This is a genomic window from Erwinia psidii (genome assembly GCF_003846135.1).
Taxonomy (GTDB): Bacteria; Pseudomonadota; Gammaproteobacteria; order Enterobacterales; family Enterobacteriaceae; genus Erwinia; species Erwinia psidii.
The window spans coordinates 146,997-168,340 of sequence record NZ_RHHM01000010.1; the positions used below are offsets into that span (position 1 = coordinate 146,997).

A 21,344-nucleotide genomic window follows, 5' to 3' on the forward strand; every position below is an offset into this window, starting at 1 on the left:
GTAATAACCCGCTGAGGATATCAACCGGGTGTGGTGCCTTTACTTTTAGTGAAATCGTTAATACTTCCGGCAATCAATATCACTACGCCGTAACCTAACATCAAACCATATTGTGCCAGACACATACGAGGATCTTTTTTCCTTGCGATGGGATATTCCAGCATTCCGCCAAAATTAAATGAGAAGTTGGCGATGGTTTCCGGGATTAACGATTTGTAGGTGGTATTATACTTGCTTTTATTCTCAATCACGTTGAGGATCACCGGTATATTCCATAATAAATTAATTACCGATTCAACGCCTGCGGAAATAGTGGAGGCGGTGTTTCCGGGCAGGGTTGCCAGTGGAATATTCACAAAGCCTTTTATAATGCTGATACTGGTGAGCACGTTATTCATTTGCTGCCACCAGGTGTCCGTTGCGGCATTGATCAGGGTGGCAATATTAGGTGAAACATAAGCGACATTAGAAACAGCCGCAACCAGCGCCAACGTTTTCTTCTGGCTGACCGGCATTTCATCGCCTCCCGCCCGCTGTCTTGTTGTCGCAATGATTAGCCCAATACTTCCCGCCAGCGCGAAGAAACCGGATACAAAACCAAAGACCTTAAGGCGGTGATCATCCAGTACCGGCTGTTCACTGAGGACTAACGCTTTGGAACTCTGTGCGGCAACCGTCGGGTTGACGAAAAATTCACTGCGCACCTGGTCAAAGTTTTGTGCGGCCAGCAGCCCCTGGGTAAAGGGGTCATCGTTGCTGAAAGGCGTTTCGTTACAGGCGATCTTATAAACCACCGTGGCGGGTATGGCGGCAATAAAGCAGATCAGGTCGAGAAATGACAGGTCGTCCCCGGTCAGTTTTTTATACAGCCACGAGATCACCGGGATGTCTATCGTTGCGGTGAGCATATCAATAAACCCTTCCGCCAACTGCACGAAAACATCAATGGCGGCACACAGGATATTCTCTGTGGTCTGCAACAGCGTATCTACGATGATGGCGGTAAACTTCTCGATAATCTGCGTCAGCGTCAGGGTGTCGAACTGGTCAATAATATCTGTCTTAATCGCATCGTAAGCCGCACCAAGCGTATCGGCCTCGTTATTCAGTAAATTCAGCAAATCATCAAATATTTCACTTGCAACCGACGGCGTAGTGAAAGTGGAACTGGCGCTGCCCACATTACTCTGATAATGATGAATACCCATTTGTGCCGGCGCACTGTTTTGTCCGCTCAGCGGCGGATTTTCAGCGCTGGTACTGGCGGGTGTCTGTGCAAAAGAGGGAATATCGGCCCACCTGTTGACGTCATTCTGCAAGGCAGTAAATGCTGTAACAACATCGCTTTTCAGGCCAGAGACGTCGGCAATACTTTGCTGCACCCACTGAATGAAGACATTTTTCATTACCCGATGTGTTACCAGGATATCGTCAAATTCGAACAGAAATTGCAGGTAGTGAATAAGATCCGTCACCGCTGTTTTGATGGCATTGAACACCCATACTGCGGCGGCGACCACTTTTTCCGCGACATCCAGCACCGCGGTGTAAACGGTATCGGCGATATGTGCAATAAAGTTCCAGGTTTTTGTCGCCGCGTCCTCAACAATTTCAATCACCGCTTCTACGCCTGATGCCAGCCAGCTAAACAGGTCGCCAATATCCACCAGCAGGGCATCGACGCCCGACACGCGAATCAAACCGGGCTGTGGCGTGGCGGCATAACGCAGCGGGTGTGCCTGCCCGGCAGGTTGTGCCGCAAGATTGTTATACAGCGTGCCGAGTTGCTGGTTTGAGCTGGCAACCGTCTGCAGGTCGCTGTCAGAAACGCTACTGCTGACAAGCGGCGTGGTGTTGCCACCGCCCTGGTTGATCGCCGCGCTACGCAGGCCGGAGACGGTATTCAGTTGCGCAATTTTTGCCATCGGTGTCGCCATTGGCTCCACCTGGGTAGTATTGCCGGATGAATCGCGCACCGTCAGCGTGGTTCCGGTCAGGCCCGTCACCCACTCAATAACCGTAATGCTGCCCAGCGCATCAGTCGCGACTTCTATGCCTTGCGGATCAACGATATAGTACAGATTATTGATATATACCCCGGTACGGGTCAGCGCACTAATGGTGACCGGCTCGTCAGCCAGTGGCTGATTGTTTTCATCAGTGACCTGAATGTGCGTGGTGTAAGAGCTGTATTGCTGTGTGTCAGTGGTATCAGGTGAAGGCAGGGTGATATATTGCGCATTCCACAGCGTACTGTTGGTGGATTTAACCCATTTTTGTAATGTGCCGCCGGCAACGGCAAAAAATGAATTGCCATCATCTACCCGGTTCAGGTAAGGCGAGAAAAGATCCACGCCGGTGACAATCGGTAAGGGAATACTCCAGCATGATGGCGTGGCGGTTTCCTGGCCTGTCGGACAGGAAACGTAGAAAATATCATTATTGCCATTCAGTCCCCAGACAATTGATACCTGATTTGACTGGGCGGAATACATCTTTTTGACGTTGGTGAAAACAGGATTTTGCATAAGTTGCACACCGACTGCACCATCAGCCTGATTCGTGCTGGCAAAATAATAGAGCGCTCCGCCACTACAGGCATATAAGTCTGTCGACATATTGCTCTTACGGCAGGAGGCGATACAGTCCGCAATGGCGTTACCGGGCAGGGAGAAACGCGCCACCGCGGCAGGAACGTCGGGATTAAAAACGTTATATAACGGTTGGAAGGTGAACTGTGGCAGGCCATCAACCTGACCGCAGGTATATAAACCATCAATGGTGGGTTGATGAGGACTTGATGATAAATATTGCCGGCCAAGGCAACTGGTATAACTGTTCGCTTCCAGATCGATTGACACATCATGTGGCTGCCAGACCGGCGTGGTTTGCGTATTAATATAATAGCGGGAAATTAATTTTTCGGCGCTGGTGGCATCGCGAAGAATATCGACAACGATATACTGAGTGTTATTCATCGTTTCGCTTAAAAAGACCCCGGCGATAACAATATTTTTCGCAGGATTATCGAACGGATACTGTATCCAGACCGGAGATGCCGTCCAGGCAGTGTTATCACTGGCATTACCTAAACTCAAAAAAAGATGGTCACAGGTGCCGTCATTAATGACCATCGCCAGGCCGATGGTGCCATCAACCACACTTTGTCCGGTAGCAAAAAGCTTACAGGTCAGTCCCTGCTGTCCCGGAAAGCTGGAGGCGATTTGTTTGCTGCTCAGATCTGTTTTTTGCCAACCGGTTTCATGACCTGAAGATTCCTCTGTCACATAAAACACATTATCGGTGCCGACAGAGAAGAGCAGTGCATTTCCATCACTGGTCTGTAATGCTTCAAAATCGTTTTCAGGAGACATTAACAATGTTTGCTTATAGTTTTGCATTAACTCTACGGAAACACTAATTTCAGGCGCAGACATAATTCTCTCTCCTCAGGAATTTGCAGGTTGGTTATTTTGATCGGGCTGGGTATAGGTAATCTGAGACACCAGATCCTGGTTATCTGAAAAATTCACATTCTTGAAAGCAAACGTTTTGCCACCGGGGAATACAAACCGCTGTGCCACGTTCAGAGGTATACTGTGGAATGACGTATTTTTGAAACCGGCCGACCATGATGCAAAGTCGTTGACCAAATCATTTAATCCGGTAAAAAGTTCAATAAACCAGTTAGTGCTGGGGGTTGGATCGGCGTTATCCTGTGAGACGGTATTAAGGCTGGCCGTGAGATGTCCGTTCTGGTCAATCGCCAGGGTGTAAGTATCGGTAATGGTGCTGTTAATGGCATTCCAGCTTTCAGATGATTGCATAACACGGATATAAACAGAGACGACGTAATTCTGTTGAACAACGATAGTATTACCACTGAATGTTACCGTGGCAGTGTAGGTGGTTCCCAGCGTCATTTTTCCCATGTCGCCGCCTGCGCCGGCATCATCCTCTGCTGAGGCACTCCAGGAATAGGTCAGAACATTGGCGCCGTTGTCCGTCACCGTAACGGTAGGCGCCTGGCCTGACGTCATCTGCCACTGAAAATTCACCGTCGTATCAAGAAAACCGGATAGCCAGACGCGCACCCACGGTTGGTAGCAATTCGTTTTGACATAGCTGGTAAGCTGGTTTTCAAAATAATTAGCAAAGGTGTTCCGGTTAATGGAAATCACCCCGTCGAAGTTTGCCACATCGGCAGTTTCCACCCAGTTCCATGTGAAAGGCACCGGCGGGGGAAGATTGCCACCATTAACTTCACACAGGTAGTTAAGCGTATTAAGATCGTTTATCGGTGTAGTGACAGGGGTATAAGGGCTGACCTCCATGTTCATTTTGGTTAATTTCAGTGTTGACTGATCGTTGTCTGGCTTATTTTGTACAATGGCGTAATTAAGTATAGGCTGCGCATTGGTCTTCATTGCCGAAAAATAGGCGCCTAAAAACACCTGCGATAATAATGTATATGCTGGTGTGCCAGGCTGTAATCCATTGATTGTTGGTACGGATTCGAGAGCCGCATTGTCCAGGTCAAAAAAGAGTTGTTGCACGCTAAAGGCATCTGGTCCGAGATTATTTAACTGTGCTTGGACGTCCGGGGGCAGATTGCTGTTATCAAATATCGGTTTTAACGCAACAATAGAAGTAAACAGCCAGGGGGAATTATCAGGCTGACTTGCAGTGAAAAAACTGGTAAGGCCATGACGGCCGAAATTACAGGTGACTACCGTGAAGTTGGCACACATAAGGTTAAAAATAATACTCTGGCTGTCTGCCTGTAGCGCAACGATATCGGGTATATTCTGAGGGGATATTTGCGATGGTATACCGATGGCGGCTTCAAATGCAAAATAAAAGTTGCTGTTATTGATATTCTCAATATCCGGTGTCATTGGGTCACCGGTATTCCAGGATGGCACCGTTAAGGGATCGGTTCCTTGCGTCTGTTGCAACAGAACATCGCGTGAAACTGCAACAGGGTTCCCCTGATCATCCTGATTCCAGTACATTTTAACGGTTGGAAATACTGAGTTGTACAGATACTCCTTCATTGTGGCATTAATACTTTTCTGCGTTGTCGAAACCACAAAGTCATAACCATAATGCGAGTTGGATAAATCTGATTGCTGTGAGCTCATGCTTTTTTCCTGTTCAGTTATTTTTAACATAATAATTCTTAGGTAAATTTTATTTACCGTGCTGCGTTTTACATTTATTAACTGATCCTGAGTCGTTAAAATGACCGTTGAATATAGTCCTCCTGTCGATAATATTGAGTCGTTTCAATTCGATCGCCAGTGACCATCGGCGAAAATTAAATTTAATTTAGTTACTTTTCGATAATAAATTCTGCATACAGTATAAGATTATACGCGATGCGAATAATCAGATTGGCTGTAATCGATTTGCTTAATAGTCTGGAATACGCTTTCTGTCTTTACTCCACGGGAAAGCTCTCACAGAATTAAACGGGTGAGTATTATTTCATTTAATTAAATATTTAAAGCTCAAACGTGAGGTTTCAACTTTAAAGTGACGAGATTTATAATGGTTTCATTAATTGACGAATTTAATGCATACATAAGCACATCCCTGGTTTAAGGATTTTTATATAGGTGGATGCAATTTTTTTTGAATCTGTATCAGGACCATTAATTCAGGAGTCAACTTACTATACATGAGTATAATTAATCAAGATTAATCTTATATGATTGGTTACGGTAATGTTTTCCTGAATAGCGATGATTATCATCAGGTTAAGCTCAGGTGTCATAGGGCACTGACATGGAAAATTAACTTGTCAAACATCAAAATTATGATTTTTAAGGGTTTTTATTTTTTCGATGTTGATGCGGTTTTAAAGTTTCTTAATCATTTTGCATAAAAATGACTTTGTGAGAGGTTAATCGTATCCATCGACAAGGGCACTGCGCCCGGTCAGGTCACGATTTTGATATGGTTTCGGGGGGTAACACCACATCCCTCGTGACATTGCCAGCTATTGTCATTGCACCATTCATCCTCGCACGGCTTCCGGCAGGCTACGCGTTTTCTGTATCACCCGAGCGATCCCCGGAGAAAGAGGACAACAGCCTTTTGTGCTGACATGATGATGCAGGCCAGTCTGTCCTGGCCGCAATAACAATTCAGTGTAACGTAATGACCGACACTGCCCCTGTGTGCAAAAACGCCCTGTGGCCGTTTACCCGGTGACTGTGTTATCTGTCGCGCGTGGCGATGGCATTGGCCAGCCGTGGTTGATAAAACGCTAAATTGAGCGAGGAACGGACCTGATGATTAGTAAGCCAGAACACTATATCGAGCCATCCAGGCTATCTGTTGAAGAGTAGACAAGCTGTTCAAGAACACACAGGGCTTCAATACAGCCCTGTATGAATAAATACAATCAGTTAATTTATCAATGCTCACCGGCGATTTTCAGGTAAGAAGCCATTAATTTATACTTCAAGGCCGGCCCTGTATTGCCCCCATCTCAGCACCGAATTGACGCCAACGGAGAGGAACGGTTCCAGCGGGGTTTTATTCGGCCCCGGAGAGGCAACCAGGAAGTCGATCAGCGCGTTACGTTCGCCCGCTATCATATCCGCCAGCAGTTTGCCGGTGGCAGTCCCACGCGTGATCCCCAGGCCGTTACAACACAGAGCGCCATAGACATTCGGTGCCAGTTGGCCAAAGAAGCCCTCATGGTTCTCGGACAGACAAATCGCCCCGCTCCAGGAATAGTCGAAACCGACCTGATTAAGCAGCGGGAAGCGACGCTCAAACGATTTACGGTGGTTAGCGATAAAGTGGTTCAGGTACTGCTCGCGCGGACGACCGTCCGGCTGGAAGCTAAAGCTGTTGCGAACCAGGATACGGTTATCCACCGTGCGACGTAAGGTGCTGCCAAACGGATGCGCCGGAATCACGCCCCAGACCGGTTTACCGCCCAATTGAGCCTGCTCATCTGCGGTCAAAGGACGTGTGAGACTCCCGTACAAAAAGGTCGGTAGCAGGCGTCTTTGAAGGAAACCGAAGTGCGAGGCGAAGGCGTTATTCGCCAGAATCAACTTATCCGCCGTGATGCTGCCTTTCTCATGTACCAGGGTAACTTTGTCACCATAATTGACAGCAGTGACAGGTGTGTATTCGTAGAGTGTGACGTTAGACGGCAAACTGTTTGCCAGCCCTTTCACCAGCGCCGACGGTTGCAGAAGGATAGTGCCAGGAATATAAAGCGCCTGCTTGTAGTAGGAGGTGCCGATATGCTCCGGGAGATCTTTACCCGCAATCATCTGCGTTTCACGACCAATTTTCTCCAGTCCACTGCGATAGGCATTCAGAATCGCTACGCCCTGTTCACCTACCGCGGCCTGGTATTTCCCTGACTCGGACATGTGGCAGTCAATGCTGTGCTCCTGAATGATGGCACGCAAGTAGTTTTGCCCTAAGGTGTTAAGTTTAAGGATCAGATTGGCGGTTTTCACATCACCGATATAGTCCCTGGCACCAATATCGTGCGGCACGTCGATAGCAAAACCCGCATTGCGACCAGACGGGCCGTAGCCCACTTCCTGCGCTTCAATCAATACGATTTCATCATCAGGGAAATTGAGCGCCATCTGGCGGGCAGCAGCAAGCCCGGTTAATCCGGCGCCGACAATGGCCCAGCGGGCATGCTTTTGCCCCACGTGAGCAGGGCGGGGGATACGCGATTGACTGGTGTGATACCACCCTGGCAGGGCATCATCGGCAGGTAGAGAGGTGATCTTTTGCACGTTAGTTACTCCGGTACTCTGTCATTTTTTCTTTCGCTTACTGGCTCAGCAAGCGTTGTTGAAATCATGGTAGCCAGGGTAAAAAAATGAATACGTGATGAATATCTAATGTATACAACAAGTATAAATAAAGTTAATTTTCAGTTAAATATGACGCGCAGAAGCCCCCGAACAAGCGGCGTCAAAGAGAATTCAAAGGTAGTCATGTGCCCGCAGACGAATGTCTGCGGGCGTATCATCAGGTGAGATTATTCAGCTGACTGAATGCGCTCATCGGCTTTAAGCCCCTGTGGCGCAATAAAGATCTCCATATTTTCCCGGGACAGTTCCCAGTGTTCAAACACCAAATCCACCACCGCTTGTTCATCACGCGTCTCAAGCGCGGCGATGAACGCATCGTGATGGTCGGCGGCCAGCTGCAAACGGCGCTCCATGTCATCATTCTGAGGACGGAAGAAGGTGTGACCGATACGGCAATGGTCAATCAGTAAGCGGCCAAGGCTCGGTTGCAGGTAGGGATTTGCCGCCATTTCCCCCATGATTTCGTGAAAACGATTGTTTTCCAGTGCCAGCGCTTCGGCATCATGATTCTGCACCGCTTTACAAAAGCGTTTTTGCGTCTCTTTCAGCGCTTTTAACTGTGCCGGTTTGTAGTGCTGAACCGCAAGACGTCCGGTCGCCGCGTAGATCATCGGTGCCACAAGGAAGAAATTACGCAGCGTGGCATGGCTCATGGGGATCACGCGCACACCACGCTTTTCGACGATTTCGAGATACCCTTCACCCGCCAGACGCTGAAACACTTCGCGTACGGGCGTACGAGACAGGCCATACTGCGCAGTCAGGCTGGCTTCATCCAGAAGTGCATCAGGATCCAGTTCCATGGTTAAGATTAACCGCTTGAGATCCTCATACAACGCTGCCTTTCCCGCTCTCATTCCGCCTCCTGAAAATCGACCTGTGATGCAGCTTAACCTACAGATAAAGGCGCGCTACGGCAAAAATTATCCACCGCGGCGCTCACGTTGTGCGCATTTCACTGGCGGTCTGATAAATCAACATCAGCACCGGTTCCAGATCCCGATCGGGTGGATGACGTAAAATCTCACTGCGCAGCCAGACAATTTCACTGCTGGCACACGGGTGAAAAGAGGCAACCCTCCCGGCGTTTTTTAGCCACTTCATAATAAAGGCATTTTTCTGCCGATGAGAGGAGAGGCGTCCCTGCTTCCTCATCAGCCTCAGCGCCACCAGAAGACAGAAATAGAAATGAATTCTGTCTTCCAGACCGTTAAATACGACTTCAGTCATTGTCTTCAGCGACGTCAATCCAGATAGTCTTCAGTTCGGTGTACTGGTCGAGTGCGAACGCCGATTTATCACGGCCGCCAAAACCGGACTGCTTATAGCCACCAAATGGCGTGCTGGCATCTCCTTCACCGAAACAGTTCACCGTTACCGTCCCGGCGCGAATCGCACGGGATACCCGAATGGCGCGATTAAGCTTGCCGGTATAGACCGATGCCGCCAGTCCGTAAGGTGTGTCATTGGCCAGAGCAATGGCTTCGGCCTCCGTTTTGAAAGTGGTGACACAGAGCACCGGGCCGAAAATCTCTTCCCGGAACAGTGCGCTTTCAGGCGTTACGCCATCGATCACCGTAGGCTGCACGTAGGCGCCCTGATCGGTATTGCCACCATGCAGTACGCGTAAACCTTCCTGATGCGCCATGTCGAGGTAACTGCTTACCTTGCTGAAATGCTCCGGGGAGATCATCGTGCCCAACCGGTTGCCCGGATCGAGCGGATTACCCATGGTCCAGTGGCCGATTTGCTCTGCCATCTCAGCAAGCAGAGCCTCCTTCACCTCTTCCTGTACCAGCAGGCGCGAGGTAGCAGAGCAGTTCTCACCCATGTTCCAGAACGCACCGTTAAGCACGTGCGCGGCCACCGTAGCTAAATCGTCAGCGTCGTTAAACACCAGGGCAGGATTTTTACCGCCGCATTCCAGCACCACCTTTTTCAGATTTGACTCTGCGGCATAGTGCAGGAAGCGACGCCCGGTCACCGTGGAGCCGGTAAAGCTCACCATATCGATATCCGGGTGCAAACCTATTGGCTCCCCCACGGCTTTTCCGGTGCCGGTGACAATATTCAGCACGCCCGCCGGCACACCCGCTTCAAAGGCCAGTTCAGCCACTCGCAGCGAGGTTAGTGATGTCTGCTCCGCCGGTTTTACCACCACGGAACAACCGGCAGCCAGCGCCGGGCCAATTTTCCAGGCCAGCATCAGCAACGGAAAGTTCCACGGCAGGACACAGCCCACCACGCCAATCGGTTCACGCACCACCAGCGCGAGGGCGTTGCCTGCCGGCGCCGTGTGGTCGTAAAGCTTGTCGATGGCTTCCGCATGCCACTTCAGCACGTGGATCGCCTCCGGCACGTCCACCGCCAGACACTCGCTGACCGGCTTGCCACTGTCGAGACTTTCCAGAACCGCAAGGGATTCAAGCTCTTGTTCCATCAAAGTAGCCAGGTTAAGCAGCACAGCTTTACGCTCACCCGGAGCCAGTTTGTTCCAGCTACCGGAGGTAAAGGCTGCGCGAGCTGCACTCACTGCTACATTCACATCAGATGCATCACAGGCAGCAATATTAACGATGGCTTCGCCGGTTGCCGGATTGTGCGTGGTCAGCGTGTTCCCTGAAGACGCAGGGACAAAACGACCATTGATAAACGCCTTGTTCGGCAGCGGAAGATTGTGCGCAAGACGCGTAACGTCATTCAGGGTCTGAAGCTGTTTCATTCTGCCTCCTTACGCCGCTGTAACTGCAGCCACGTTGCGTTTCACATCGGCAATCACCGTCTTCAACTGCGCTTTTTCTTCATCATCCAGGTTCTGTAGCGGCGCGCGGACCTGGCCTGAAGTCAGGCCATTCAGTTCACAGCCGTAGCGGATAGACTGTACAAACTTGCCGCCGTCGAGGAAGTTCATCAGTGGCATCATCGCCGTCATGATCTTGCGACCTTTCTCGACGTTTTTTTCCACCACGCAGGCCTCATACAGTGCGACGTGTTCACGTGGAATAAAGTTGGAACCGGCACACACCCAGCTTCGTGCGCCCCAGGCAAAGAACTCCAGCGCCTGATCGTCCCAACCGCAGGAGAGTGCGATGTTCGGAAATTTGCAGGCCAGAAGATGCAGGTTATTGAAATCACCGGAGCTTTCTTTAATTGCCACCACGTTAGGCGAGCGACTCACCTCGCGGAAGTAGCTTTCACCCATGGTGATCCCCATACGTCCCGGATAGTTGTAGAGCATGATCGGCAGCTGCGCGGCTTTATCCACCGTGAGCGCATGATGAGCATTTTCCAGTTCGGTGGGCAGCGCGTACGGTGGCGAGGTTACGAGAATGGCATCGGCTTTGATTTCGCGGGCGTGTTTCGCGTAGTCCACCGCATCTTCAGTGCGGATAGCACCCGTACCGACAACCAGCGGGAGGCGGTTGCCGATGACCTGACGCGCATGTTCAGCCAGCGCCTTACGCTCTTTGGCGCTCTGGGCGTAGTATTCACCCGTCGAGCCGCCGATGATGATGCCGTGCACGCGGTGTTCGATCAGAGACTCCAGAACATCCGCAAAGCGGGCAAAATCGATGCTGCCATCGGCTGCGTAAGGGGTAATTGCCGGGGTATAGATACCTTCAAATGTCAACACGATAACCTCCAGGGGAATTCATGACCATGACTGTTTTCTCAGCAGCATAACAGGCTGCATTTGTTAAACATTTGCATGCAGGTGTGAAAGCGGTCAATGAATGAATATTTTTTGTATACATAAAAAATACAAAACAAATACCTGTAAATAGTAAATTTCTACATCTTTAGATAATTTAATCGTTATTTTTCATATCATTATGTTTTTATTTTTTGAGTGATAATTTTCTACATGATTTCAGATAACGATCACAATCCGAAGTTATCGTCCCAAAAGACGTATTTACAGCGTTGAGATGGAGGCATAGCTTTAAGGCAGAATTTAACCTGAATTTAACAGTCAACCGTGTTGGTTGTGATGTAAATGTAAACAGAGGTGCAGGGTATGCCCCAGAAGAAAGCGACACTCATCGGACTGATAGCTATCCTGCTGTGGAGCGCGATCGTTGGTCTGATTAAAAGCGTGAGTGAAGGCTTTGGCCCGGTGGGAGGTGCGGCACTGATATATACCTGTAGCTCAGTCTTACTGCTGTTTACGGCTGGTTTCCCGAAGCTTCGACAGTTCCCTGGGCGTTACCTGATTCTGGGCAGCGTTCTGTTTGTCTGCTACGAGCTCTGTCTGTCACTGTCGTTGGGCTTCACCCATTCTGGTCGTCAGGCTATCGAAGTCGGGATGGTGAATTATCTCTGGCCAAGCATAACCATTTTGCTGGCGGTGATCGTTAACCGCCAAAAGACCAGCCCGCTTATTATTCCGGGCGTCATTTTGGCCATCGCCGGAATTTGCCGGGTATTGGGGGGTGACCAGGGTTTCTCTTTCAGTGAGATGGCAAATAATGTAATGGAAAACCCGCTCAGCTACGGTCTGGCTTTTAGCGGAGCTATTATCTGGGCAATATATTGTGTGATAACGAAAATTATTGCGAAAGGCAATAACGGTATCACGCTGTTTTTTATTTTAACCGCCCTGACACTGTGGGTGAAATACCTGAGCTCGCCGCAGCCTGAATTTGTGCTTTCATGGCATGCGTGGATTAGCCTGCTGTTGGCTGCTGTCGCCATGGGCTTTGGCTATGCGGCATGGAACCTCGGGATATTACACGGTAACGTGACGATTCTGGCGGCAGCCTCCTATTTTATCCCGATTATCTCAGCGGTACTGGCCGCGTTTATGCTGAATTCACACCTCACGTTCTCTTTCTGGCAAGGCACCGCCATGGTCAGTCTTGGCTCGCTGTGCTGCTGGTGGTCTACCCGTAGTGGAACAGAAAAAAAATTACCCGCTGTAAATGAGAATAAATAACACACTAATAAAAATATCTTTTCCGACTATCCTGCACCAGAGGAGTATTTACCATGAACCGCCAGAAATAACAGAAACGATTAATAATTGAGATCGCTTTATCTGTTCTGGATAACGTTTTAACGATCTTACCTGACCTACATCTATTCCGTGATCGATTGATTAACGGCACTGGTTTCGTGTGCCTGTAATACGCCTTTACTGCTTATCAGGCTGTTACGCCAGTTAATTCAACGATGTCGGTGAACGACAGGAGTTACCATGTCAAATACCATTTCTGTAGAAGACGTTCCGCTTAATCGTTTTCATCGGTTGCTAACCGTACGTTCAGGCGGTGGATCCTTTGTTGATGGCTATGTATTAAGCATTATCGGCATCGCCATGATGAAAGTCTCACCCGCGTTACATCTCAGCGCCTTCTGGGAAGGGCTTATTGCCGCCTCCGCGCTGATCGGAATCTTCTTCGGCGGCTTTATCGGTGGCGCCCTGACCGATCGTCTGGGTCGACGCGTACTCTATTTCGTCGGCCCGACATTGTTTATCGGCTTCTCCCTCGCGCAATATTGGGTGCAAAGCGGCGAGATGTTGTTTGTGCTGCGCTTTATGAACGGGGTTGCCGTCGGGATTGAATACCCCGTAGCCACCGCTTTTCTGGTAGAGTTTTTGCCAAAGAAAAACCGTGGCCCTTGCCTCGCCATATTGACCATCCTGTGGTTCGCGGGTGCCGCTACCGCCTATCTGGCAGGTGAAGTGCTCCTCAACGTTGGCGGGCCTGACGCCTGGCGCCTTACGCTTGCCAGCACCGCCGTGATTGGCCTCATTCTCTTCCTTGTGCGTCTGGGTACGCCTGAGTCACCACGCTGGCTAATGAGTAAAGGGCGCCATGCCGAAGCAGAAACCATTATTCGTCGTGTCTATGGACCTGAATTTGGTCTGGATAACTTACCCCTACAGGCAGAGAGCAAAAATCTCTCCTTTGCCAATCTGCTCCATTCGGGTTACGGCAAGCGCATGGCGTTTGTGACCGTTTTCTGGACATGTTCAGTCATCCCGGTCTTTGCCGTCTATGCCTTTGCGCCTAAAGTTCTTGAGGCACTGCACCTGACAGGACGCTGGGCATCTTATGGATCTGTTGCTATCACCCTGCTGTTTGTGGTGGGCTGCGTTATCGCAACCCGTCTGGTCAACACCCTCGGGCGTCGTAAACTGTTACTGCACAGTTTTCTGTGGTCTGGTCTGGCGCTGCTGCTGTTAGGCTTCCTGCGCGATGGGCCGTCTGCGCTAATATTCCTGATGTTTGGCCTTTACTCGCTGTTCATTGGTGGTGCACAGGTGCTGCAACTGGTTTATCCAAATGAAATTTTCCCAACGGAGATCCGCGCCGGTGCCGTGGGTATCGGCACTTCTTTGTCGCGAATCGGTGCCGCGGTGGGTACCTGGCTGGTGCCTGTTTCACTTCAGAGCCTTGGGATTGGTCCAACAATGTATATTGCTGCAGCCATCACCTTCCTTGGCCTGATTGTGTCGTGGTTCATGGCGCCGGAGACCAATGCCCGCAGCCTCGAGGATGCCGCTTCGCTGGAGGAAGGGTGTCCACGTGACAACGCCTCTGTGCAGGTGGTCATGCCGAAACGAAATAGCATTTAAAAACTTTTGTCGGGTCAGCATGATGCTAACCCGGCCAATAAACTCATTTAATCCTTCACTAACCTTTCCACTTCACGTCGTCTTTTCCTGAACGAACTCGGCGTTTCACCGTACTGCTTGCGAAACCATGAAATCAGATGCGAGGCATCGGAAAAGCCCGTAGCACTGGCAATCGCATTGATGCTGTTGCTCGAATCCGCCATTAGCTTGCGCGCTTGTTCAAGGCGCATACTGCGCCAGTAAACGGCCGCAGAATGGCCGGTACACTTGGTGAAAATCAGGTTCAGCTGACGAAAAGTGACACCCGCGAACTCAGCGACATCGCTCAGCGGAATCGGTGAGTCAAGATGATGCTCCATATAGCCAATCACCTTGCTGACCAGTTCGTTTTCATACACATCCGGGGCGTAAAACGGCGTTTTCTGCTTCACCTTACGGATGGACTCTGCGGGGTCGTCTACCAGCAGATATTTTAATACCTTCCGGGAACGTACCAGGCCACAGTGCTGGCGGATGAGATCCGCCGCTAAGTCGATCGCCGTGCCGCCAGGGCAGGAGATAATGCCGCCGTCTTTAATGTAGGTCTTGTCGATCACCGGAATGGCTTTTGGAAATCGCATTCGGAACTCGTCGCGAGTGGTAAAGTGGATCGCACACTGGCGTCCATCCAACAGTCCGGCGTTCCCCGCAACAAACGCTCCACTGCACAGGGTGATGATGGGAATGTTTCGCGCATGGAGCTCGCACAACGCCTGCAGCAACCACTCCGGCGGAGTACGAGTCTCTTCAAGCAATCCCCCCGCCACCACAAAGTAGTCCCACGCTCTTGTAAAATCGAGCGTCACCGTCGGCGATACCGGCAGCCCACAGCTGGCTGTTACCGGCTGATTGTCACAGGTCATCCACTCCCAGCGGCAAAAGATCTGCCGACTGGAGAATGATTCGTCCGCCGCAAAACGCAAAGACTCTACCAGCCCGGCGACAGAGGCCAGAGTGAACTGACGCATCAGCAAGAAACCGATGGTCAAATCCGGTTTAGGTTCAACGTGGGTGAAGGGCATTACACGGTCTCCTGCAATCTACCAGGCTTGCGGCGACAGTTCGCCTGGTCAGTTTAGCAACGCACTTTTACTCATGTAGTCGATTACGGTTATCTCAACCCCGACGCGATTGTACCGCTTCTGCCGATCGCTGGTAGTAGATTCTACCAGATGGCCCCGCAGGGAGTGATCTGCTCCCCGTTGGTTAGCATGCATCGATACATGCAACGCTCATTAAACTCACGGTACAAAGCGGACCACCTTACTCCCTCGGTGACGGCCAGTCGCCTGAAACAACACCATTCCATGTTGCAGTGCCCGGTCGTCGCCTTACTTCCTCTCGCTGGTTTTTCTATGTTACTTTCATTTTTTTTCAGAAAGAAAACGATGACAACGAGCACTCAGTTTAACTTCTCCACGCGCCCATTGATTCCTTTGGCCCATGATTATCCTCACGGCGCAACTGAACCCTGGCACAGCCATGATTGTGCACAGTTACTGCATACGTTGAGTGGTGTGGTCAGGGTTGAAACAGAGCAGGGATATTGGATTGTCCCACCCAGCCGTGGCGTATGGCTGCCAGCCGGAACCCATCATCGTCTGCAAGTCACAGGGAAGGTTGCCGCCAGAACGTTGTTTATCGATCCTTATGCCCGGGCTGACTTACCTGCCGTTTGTCAGGTTGTGCAGGTTTCTGATTTGCTACGGGAACTGATCGTTAATTCGTTTTCGTTGCCCGCGCATTACGATGCCGGAACCCGAGAGGAAAGAGTCTACGAGCTTATCCTTGATGAGATCCGCGTGATGGATGTGCTGCCGTTTAATCTTACGGAACCGCAAACACTCGCGCTACAGACGCTGTGCCACCATATTCAGAACGAACCGGGTAAAGCCTGGACCGCCGCAATGGCCGCAGCCCAGCTCAGCATCAGCGAGAGAACGTTGTTACGGCAATTTCGCAAACAAACGGGTCTTTCGTTCGGTGAGTGGGTGCGGCGTGCAAAACTGCTGATTGCGCTGACTTACCTTGCTCAGGGGCATTCGGTTTTACGTGTGGCTCTCGACCTCGGGTATGAAAGCCACAGTGCATTCAGCGCCATGTTTCGTCGTACACTGGGGGTTTCCCCAAGTGATTACTTTCAGTCACGCGATTAAAGCGGCAAGGCGTTAAGCAACGCCTGCAATGACGAGCGCGCAACATCGTTGTCGATGCAGACACCCCAGCGGCTTTCGCCGTTTGCAAACGTACAGCGAATATAGGCCACCGAGCGGCTCTCGTTGTGCCTGCCAAGGGTATGTTCATGATAGTCTTCAATCGCGAAAGCGAACTTGAACTGCGATTTAAGTGCATCGGCCGCAGCAGAAAGCAATCCATTACCTTTGCCGTTTAACGGAATGATTCCTTCGGCTGTCTCAATCCGCGCACAAAGCGAATTTCTACCGTCTTCCAGGCTTTCACTGCGGTACTCCAGCAATGGCCACCCGGTGGTTTGATGGCGAATATATAACATGCGGAACAAGTGCCAGATATCAGCCAGCGTCATTTCGTGCCCCCCGCGATCGGTCTGCCTCTGCACGTGCTGGCTAAAGTCCTGCTGCAAGCGGCGCGGCAGTTTAAGACCGTGATTTTGTTCCAGTATCCATGCAGCCCCACTTTTTCCTGACTGGCTATTGACGCGAATAACCGCTTCGTAGCTGCAGCCAATGTCGTTCGGATCGACCGGAAGATAAGGCATCTCCCAGCGCTCGGCTGCGGATTGTTGCCGGGCCGTGAATCCCTTTTTGATCGCGTCCTGGTGTGAGCCAGAAAAAGCAGTAAAAGCGAGTTTTCCCGCATAAGGATGGCGGGGATGAACGGGCAATTGGTTACATTGTTCGACGCGCTCAACGACGTGTTTCATATCACTGAAATTAAGCTTTGGGGAAATCCCCTGGCTGTAGAGATTCATGCCCAGCGTGACCAGACACACATTCCCGGTCCGTTCTCCGTTACCAAACAGACACCCCTCTACGCGATCGGCGCCTGCGAGCATGGCCAGCTCCGCGCTGGCGACACCGCATCCGCGATCGTTATGCGGGTGCACGCTGATACATACGGCGTCGCGTCGTGAAAAATGGCGGCAAAAATACTCGATCTGGTCGGCATACACATTCGGCGTATTGACCTCGACGGTCGCCGGCAGATTAATGATCATCGGTCGTTCAGGGGAGGGTTCCCAGACATCGGCCACCGCCTCACAAATTTGCAGGGCGAAATCAGGCTCAGTAAAACAAAATGTCTCCGGGGAGTATTCATAACTCCACTTAGTCTGCGGATTGGCTTCACACAGCGCACGAATTTTTTGTGTTGCACTGACGGCCAGTTGGATGATTTCTTCTTTGCTTTGACGGAACACCAGTTGACGGAACAGTGGGGCAGTGGCGTTATACAGATGCACCGTCGCGCTATCTGCACCATCAAGTGAGGCGAAGGTCCGTTCAATCAGGTCAGGACGCGCCTGCGTTAACACCTGAATCGTGACATCTTTGGGTATCAGGTTGTCTTCAATCAGTTGTCGAACAAACTGGAAATCCGTCGCTGAAGCCGCCGGAAATGCCACTTCAATCTCCTTAAAGCCGCATTTGAGCAACAGCTCCCAGAAACGTAATTTACGCGCCGAATCCATCGGTTCTGCCAGCGCCTGATTGCCGTCGCGCAGATCGGTGGAAAGCCAACGCGGGGCGTGGGTCAGCTGTTTATTCGGCCACTGACGATCGGGCAGAATAACAGGGGCATGTGGGGAATATTTGCGCGATGGCTCTTGTAACATGTTGTCTCTCCTTTGCGTTGGACTCGCTTTATCCTGCTCAATCCGAACAGGAATTACCGACGCAAAGATGACAACCTGTGTAGCGAAACCGCCAGGCTGCAGGGCGTGGGCGGAAGATAACATCATGATGTCCGCGTTGAGCGAAAAGCAGAGGTTTGACTCACCCCCACGGCGCGTAATATGACATGCCGGTCACAAGCTCAGGCAGCGCCTGCTGCAGGTGTTCCCTGATGAAAACCCACACTCCACTGGCTTTCCGCAAAATAAAACTGCCCGTTATTTGTAAATTATTTTAATGATTTCCAGTTAATGCCGATAACCACTTTGAGCGAGATTGATAGAATCTTAAGCAGAGAATTTAAATGATTTAAAATAATAGGGTTATAAAAAATGAATCATCTGAGACTCAACGGTTATTTCATGAATTTTAAGGTGGGAACCAAACTCGGTATGGGTTTTCTTGTGGTAATTAGTGCCCTTATCATTACGGCACTGGTTGCATCAGGCTGTCTTGACATCATTCAGGATAACTCGGCAAGACGAAGTCTCACCATCGAGATGAACAGCACATTCGGCACGGCCCGCCTTAATCGCACCCTGTATCAGTACACCAATGAGCAGCAGTATGCTGATAAAAATGCCGAAGCGCTTAAACAGCTGAGAAACCAGTACAATAAGTTGGCGCAATTTAACTGGGATGCAGGGGGAAAAACGTTTCTTAATGGTATTGAAGAAGCCATGAACAGCTATGGAACGCAAAGAAACATTTTAGTTGATTATATGCAGCGCATGATGGCAATGGCTGCTTCTTTGCAGCAACTTCCGTATCTCAGTCTTGCAAAAAGCATGGATTATCTTGCTGAAGGCGGAACGCTGGCTTCTGATACGTCTTCTTTACTGGAACGCTTGTCGTCACAGCTTAAAGAAGTCAATTTGCAGCTTTTGACTTTTATCAAACTACCGGAAGATAACAGCAGAGCAGCGCTGAACATCGCCCTTGGCGAGGCCAGAAAAACGGCGATTATGCTTGAAGAGGCTAAAAACCCAGCGTTGTCCGACGTCACCTCATCAGCCCTTAACATTATTGATAAGGTCTCTTCTTCAGTCTCTCCCTTTGAAACGCTTTGGTCTGCGCATCATACGGCGGCAAAAACGCTGGTAGGCAGAGCTGAGGATTTTGACGCATCCCTGGCAAGAATGTTTGATTATCAAAAGAAAATATCTTCTGATTTTATTAAAACGGCGCAGATCAAAATTGCCATTCTGTCGTTACTGGCTGTGATAATAAGCGTTCTGTTTGCCTGGCGGATAACCCTGAGTATTAAGCGGCCGTTGTCGCAAACACTCAGTATGGCACGCCGGATCGCTGAGGGCGACCTGACTCCGACTGCCCTAAGCTATCGCAAAGATGAGCTGGGGCTGTTAATGCAGGCTTTTGATAATATGCGGATTAAGCTTGAAGAAATAATCAGCAACGTCCGTAACGGCGTATCGAACGTAAACAGCGCGGCCACAGAAATAGCGATGGGAAATGAAGATTTATCATCGCGTACTGAACAGCAGGCTGCCGCAGTTGTTCAGACAGCGGCCAGTATTGAGCAACTTACCTCAACGGTAAAACTTAACAGCGAGAATGCGATTTGTGCCAGCAAGCTTGCCGGGGAAGCGTCGTCGCAGGCCACCCAGGGAGGTCAGGTTGTCAGCGGGGTGGTTAATACTATGGAAGAAATCAGGAAAAGCTCCTCACGCATTTCTGAAATAACCCAGGTAATAAATGGCATTGCTTTTCAGACAAATATTCTGGCTCTGAATGCCGCCGTTGAAGCAGCCAGGGCAGGCGAAGATGGAAGAGGTTTTGCTGTCGTCGCGGGGGAAGTAAGAAATCTGGCACAGCGGAGTGCAACGGCTGCAAAAGAAATAGAAGGGCTTATTCAGGAGTCTGTTGGCCAGGTTAACACTGGCGCTGCACAGGTTGAACATGCAGGTAAAACAATGCAATCCATTATTGATGCTGTGGCTCAGGTGAATGAGGTGATGAAAGAAATAGCTACCGCTTCAGATGAGCAAAACCGCGGGATCGGTCAGGTCAGTCAGGCGATGACTGAAATGGACAGCACCACTCAACAAAATGCCGCACTGGTAGAGCAGTCAGCCGCAGCGGCCGGATCTCTTCAGCAAGAAGCCGGGCGTCTGGAGCAGGCGGTGGCTTTCTTCAAAACCGAATCTGTTCTGGTGTCCTCTGTGCCAACGGCTACCATAAGAAAACTGCAAAAACCGGTTACAGCTAACTCGCATTCTTCAGTGGAAAACTGGCAGTTATTTTGATGTCACAGGGGCTTAAATATGCCTGAGATGAAATCATAGCAGGCTGCGCCAGCGGCCTCACTTGTCAGTAAAATGCAATGCAGGAATGATTTGCTGGCTCAACCGTCAGGCTTCTGCTTCAACTTAATTGCCCACGTTGATGCTCATAACGGGAATATTGGCAATGTTCACTGTCAGTCACAAGCAAAGCAGCTTCCAAACTGCAAAGGTAAGTCTTGTAGCGGAAGATGGCGGACTATTTTGTCATTCGAGGTCAACTTCTGGCAGAGGGCTGCTGTTGCAGCCCTGATAAATTAGACGTTGAGCCGTGATTTGTGTTTTATCATATTGAAAAAAATATATTTAATTATTATAGATATTATTTGTGCTCATTTTTTTTAAAGGTGATGGGTTTTCCAGCCTGCTGGGCTTGTTATTAAGTGTAAAATTAATCGAAAATGCTTTAATTTTCATATCATCAGTGATTGAAATGCATTGAATTACCACGGTTTTTATTCCTAAATCCGCTGCGATTATCATTTCAAGTTCTAATTAAATCAGCGCTTTTTAATTTGAAGATACAACCTTGCCGGATCAGTTCCTCTCGGTTGGCCAACACTGTAGTGGCATAGTGAATTTGGCCACCTGAATAGAGGTGATATCATCACCTCATAGCCAAAACAGGTGACATTATGACCGGACGTAACAGACGCAATTTTAGCCCTGAGTTTCGCCTCGAAGC

At 50.0% G+C, this 21,344-nt stretch carries 13 protein-coding genes; 4 read left to right on the plus strand and 9 right to left on the minus strand.

All coding sequences use genetic code 11. The features are described from left to right. Window positions 1–20 precede the first annotated feature (20 nt). The 7 genes from EB241_RS13895 to EB241_RS13925 form a co-directional block, all read right to left on the minus strand. Entirely contained in the window at window positions 21–3,437 is a 3,417-nt protein-coding gene (locus tag EB241_RS13895; RefSeq protein WP_124233730.1) for a hypothetical protein, read from the minus strand. A 12-nt stretch (window positions 3,438–3,449) separates the two neighbouring features. Next, window positions 3,450–5,144: a hypothetical protein gene (locus EB241_RS13900; protein WP_124233731.1), complete on the minus strand. Its 1,695-nt coding sequence runs from the start codon at window positions 5,142–5,144 to the stop codon at window positions 3,450–3,452. A 1,320-nt stretch (window positions 5,145–6,464) separates the two neighbouring features. After that, window positions 6,465–7,784 (minus strand): NAD(P)/FAD-dependent oxidoreductase, encoded by a 1,320-nt coding sequence (locus tag EB241_RS13905; protein ID WP_124233732.1) that lies wholly within the window; start codon window positions 7,782–7,784, stop codon window positions 6,465–6,467. A 248-nt stretch (window positions 7,785–8,032) separates the two neighbouring features. Continuing rightward, window positions 8,033–8,722: a GntR family transcriptional regulator gene (locus tag EB241_RS13910; protein ID WP_124233733.1), complete on the minus strand. Its 690-nt coding sequence runs from the start codon at window positions 8,720–8,722 to the stop codon at window positions 8,033–8,035. An 82-nt stretch (window positions 8,723–8,804) separates the two neighbouring features. Beyond that, window positions 8,805–9,095, minus strand: a complete 291-nt coding sequence (locus EB241_RS13915) for a hypothetical protein (protein WP_124233734.1) — start codon at window positions 9,093–9,095, stop codon at window positions 8,805–8,807. Then, window positions 9,088–10,587 (minus strand): aldehyde dehydrogenase, encoded by a 1,500-nt coding sequence (locus EB241_RS13920; protein WP_124233735.1) that lies wholly within the window; start codon window positions 10,585–10,587, stop codon window positions 9,088–9,090. The genes EB241_RS13915 and EB241_RS13920 overlap by 8 nt, the downstream gene beginning before the upstream one ends. Window positions 10,588–10,596: 9 nt before the next feature. Continuing rightward, window positions 10,597–11,499, minus strand: coding sequence for a dihydrodipicolinate synthase family protein (locus EB241_RS13925; protein WP_199737361.1), 903 nt, complete (start codon window positions 11,497–11,499; stop codon window positions 10,597–10,599). A gap of 384 nt (window positions 11,500–11,883) precedes the next feature. Between EB241_RS13925 and yddG the strand changes: the two genes are divergently transcribed. Both yddG and EB241_RS13935 read left to right on the plus strand, forming a co-directional pair. Continuing rightward, on the plus strand, window positions 11,884–12,801 hold the full coding sequence (gene yddG, locus EB241_RS13930) for an aromatic amino acid DMT transporter YddG (RefSeq protein ID WP_124233736.1): 918 nt from the start codon (window positions 11,884–11,886) through the stop codon (window positions 12,799–12,801). 261 nt (window positions 12,802–13,062) lie between these two features. Beyond that, window positions 13,063–14,448: an MFS transporter gene (locus EB241_RS13935; RefSeq protein WP_124233737.1), complete on the plus strand. Its 1,386-nt coding sequence runs from the start codon at window positions 13,063–13,065 to the stop codon at window positions 14,446–14,448. 47 nt (window positions 14,449–14,495) lie between these two features. Here EB241_RS13935 and EB241_RS13940 read toward each other — a convergent pair whose 3' ends face one another. After that, window positions 14,496–15,509 (minus strand): GlxA family transcriptional regulator, encoded by a 1,014-nt coding sequence (locus EB241_RS13940; RefSeq protein ID WP_124233738.1) that lies wholly within the window; start codon window positions 15,507–15,509, stop codon window positions 14,496–14,498. Window positions 15,510–15,875: 366 nt separating this feature from the next. On the opposite strand from EB241_RS13940, the gene EB241_RS13945 reads away from it, so the two are divergent. After that, on the plus strand, window positions 15,876–16,643 hold the full coding sequence (locus tag EB241_RS13945) for an AraC family transcriptional regulator (RefSeq protein ID WP_124233739.1): 768 nt from the start codon (window positions 15,876–15,878) through the stop codon (window positions 16,641–16,643). On the opposite strand, the gene leuA is transcribed toward EB241_RS13945, so the two are convergent. Further along, window positions 16,640–18,298, minus strand: a complete 1,659-nt coding sequence (gene leuA / locus EB241_RS13950) for a 2-isopropylmalate synthase (RefSeq protein WP_124233740.1) — start codon at window positions 18,296–18,298, stop codon at window positions 16,640–16,642. The genes EB241_RS13945 and leuA overlap by 4 nt on opposite strands. A 420-nt stretch (window positions 18,299–18,718) precedes the next feature. Between leuA and EB241_RS13955 the strand changes: the two genes are divergently transcribed. Next, window positions 18,719–20,623, plus strand: coding sequence for a methyl-accepting chemotaxis protein (locus EB241_RS13955; protein WP_233592612.1), 1,905 nt, complete (start codon window positions 18,719–18,721; stop codon window positions 20,621–20,623). Window positions 20,624–21,344: the final 721 nt, after the last annotated feature.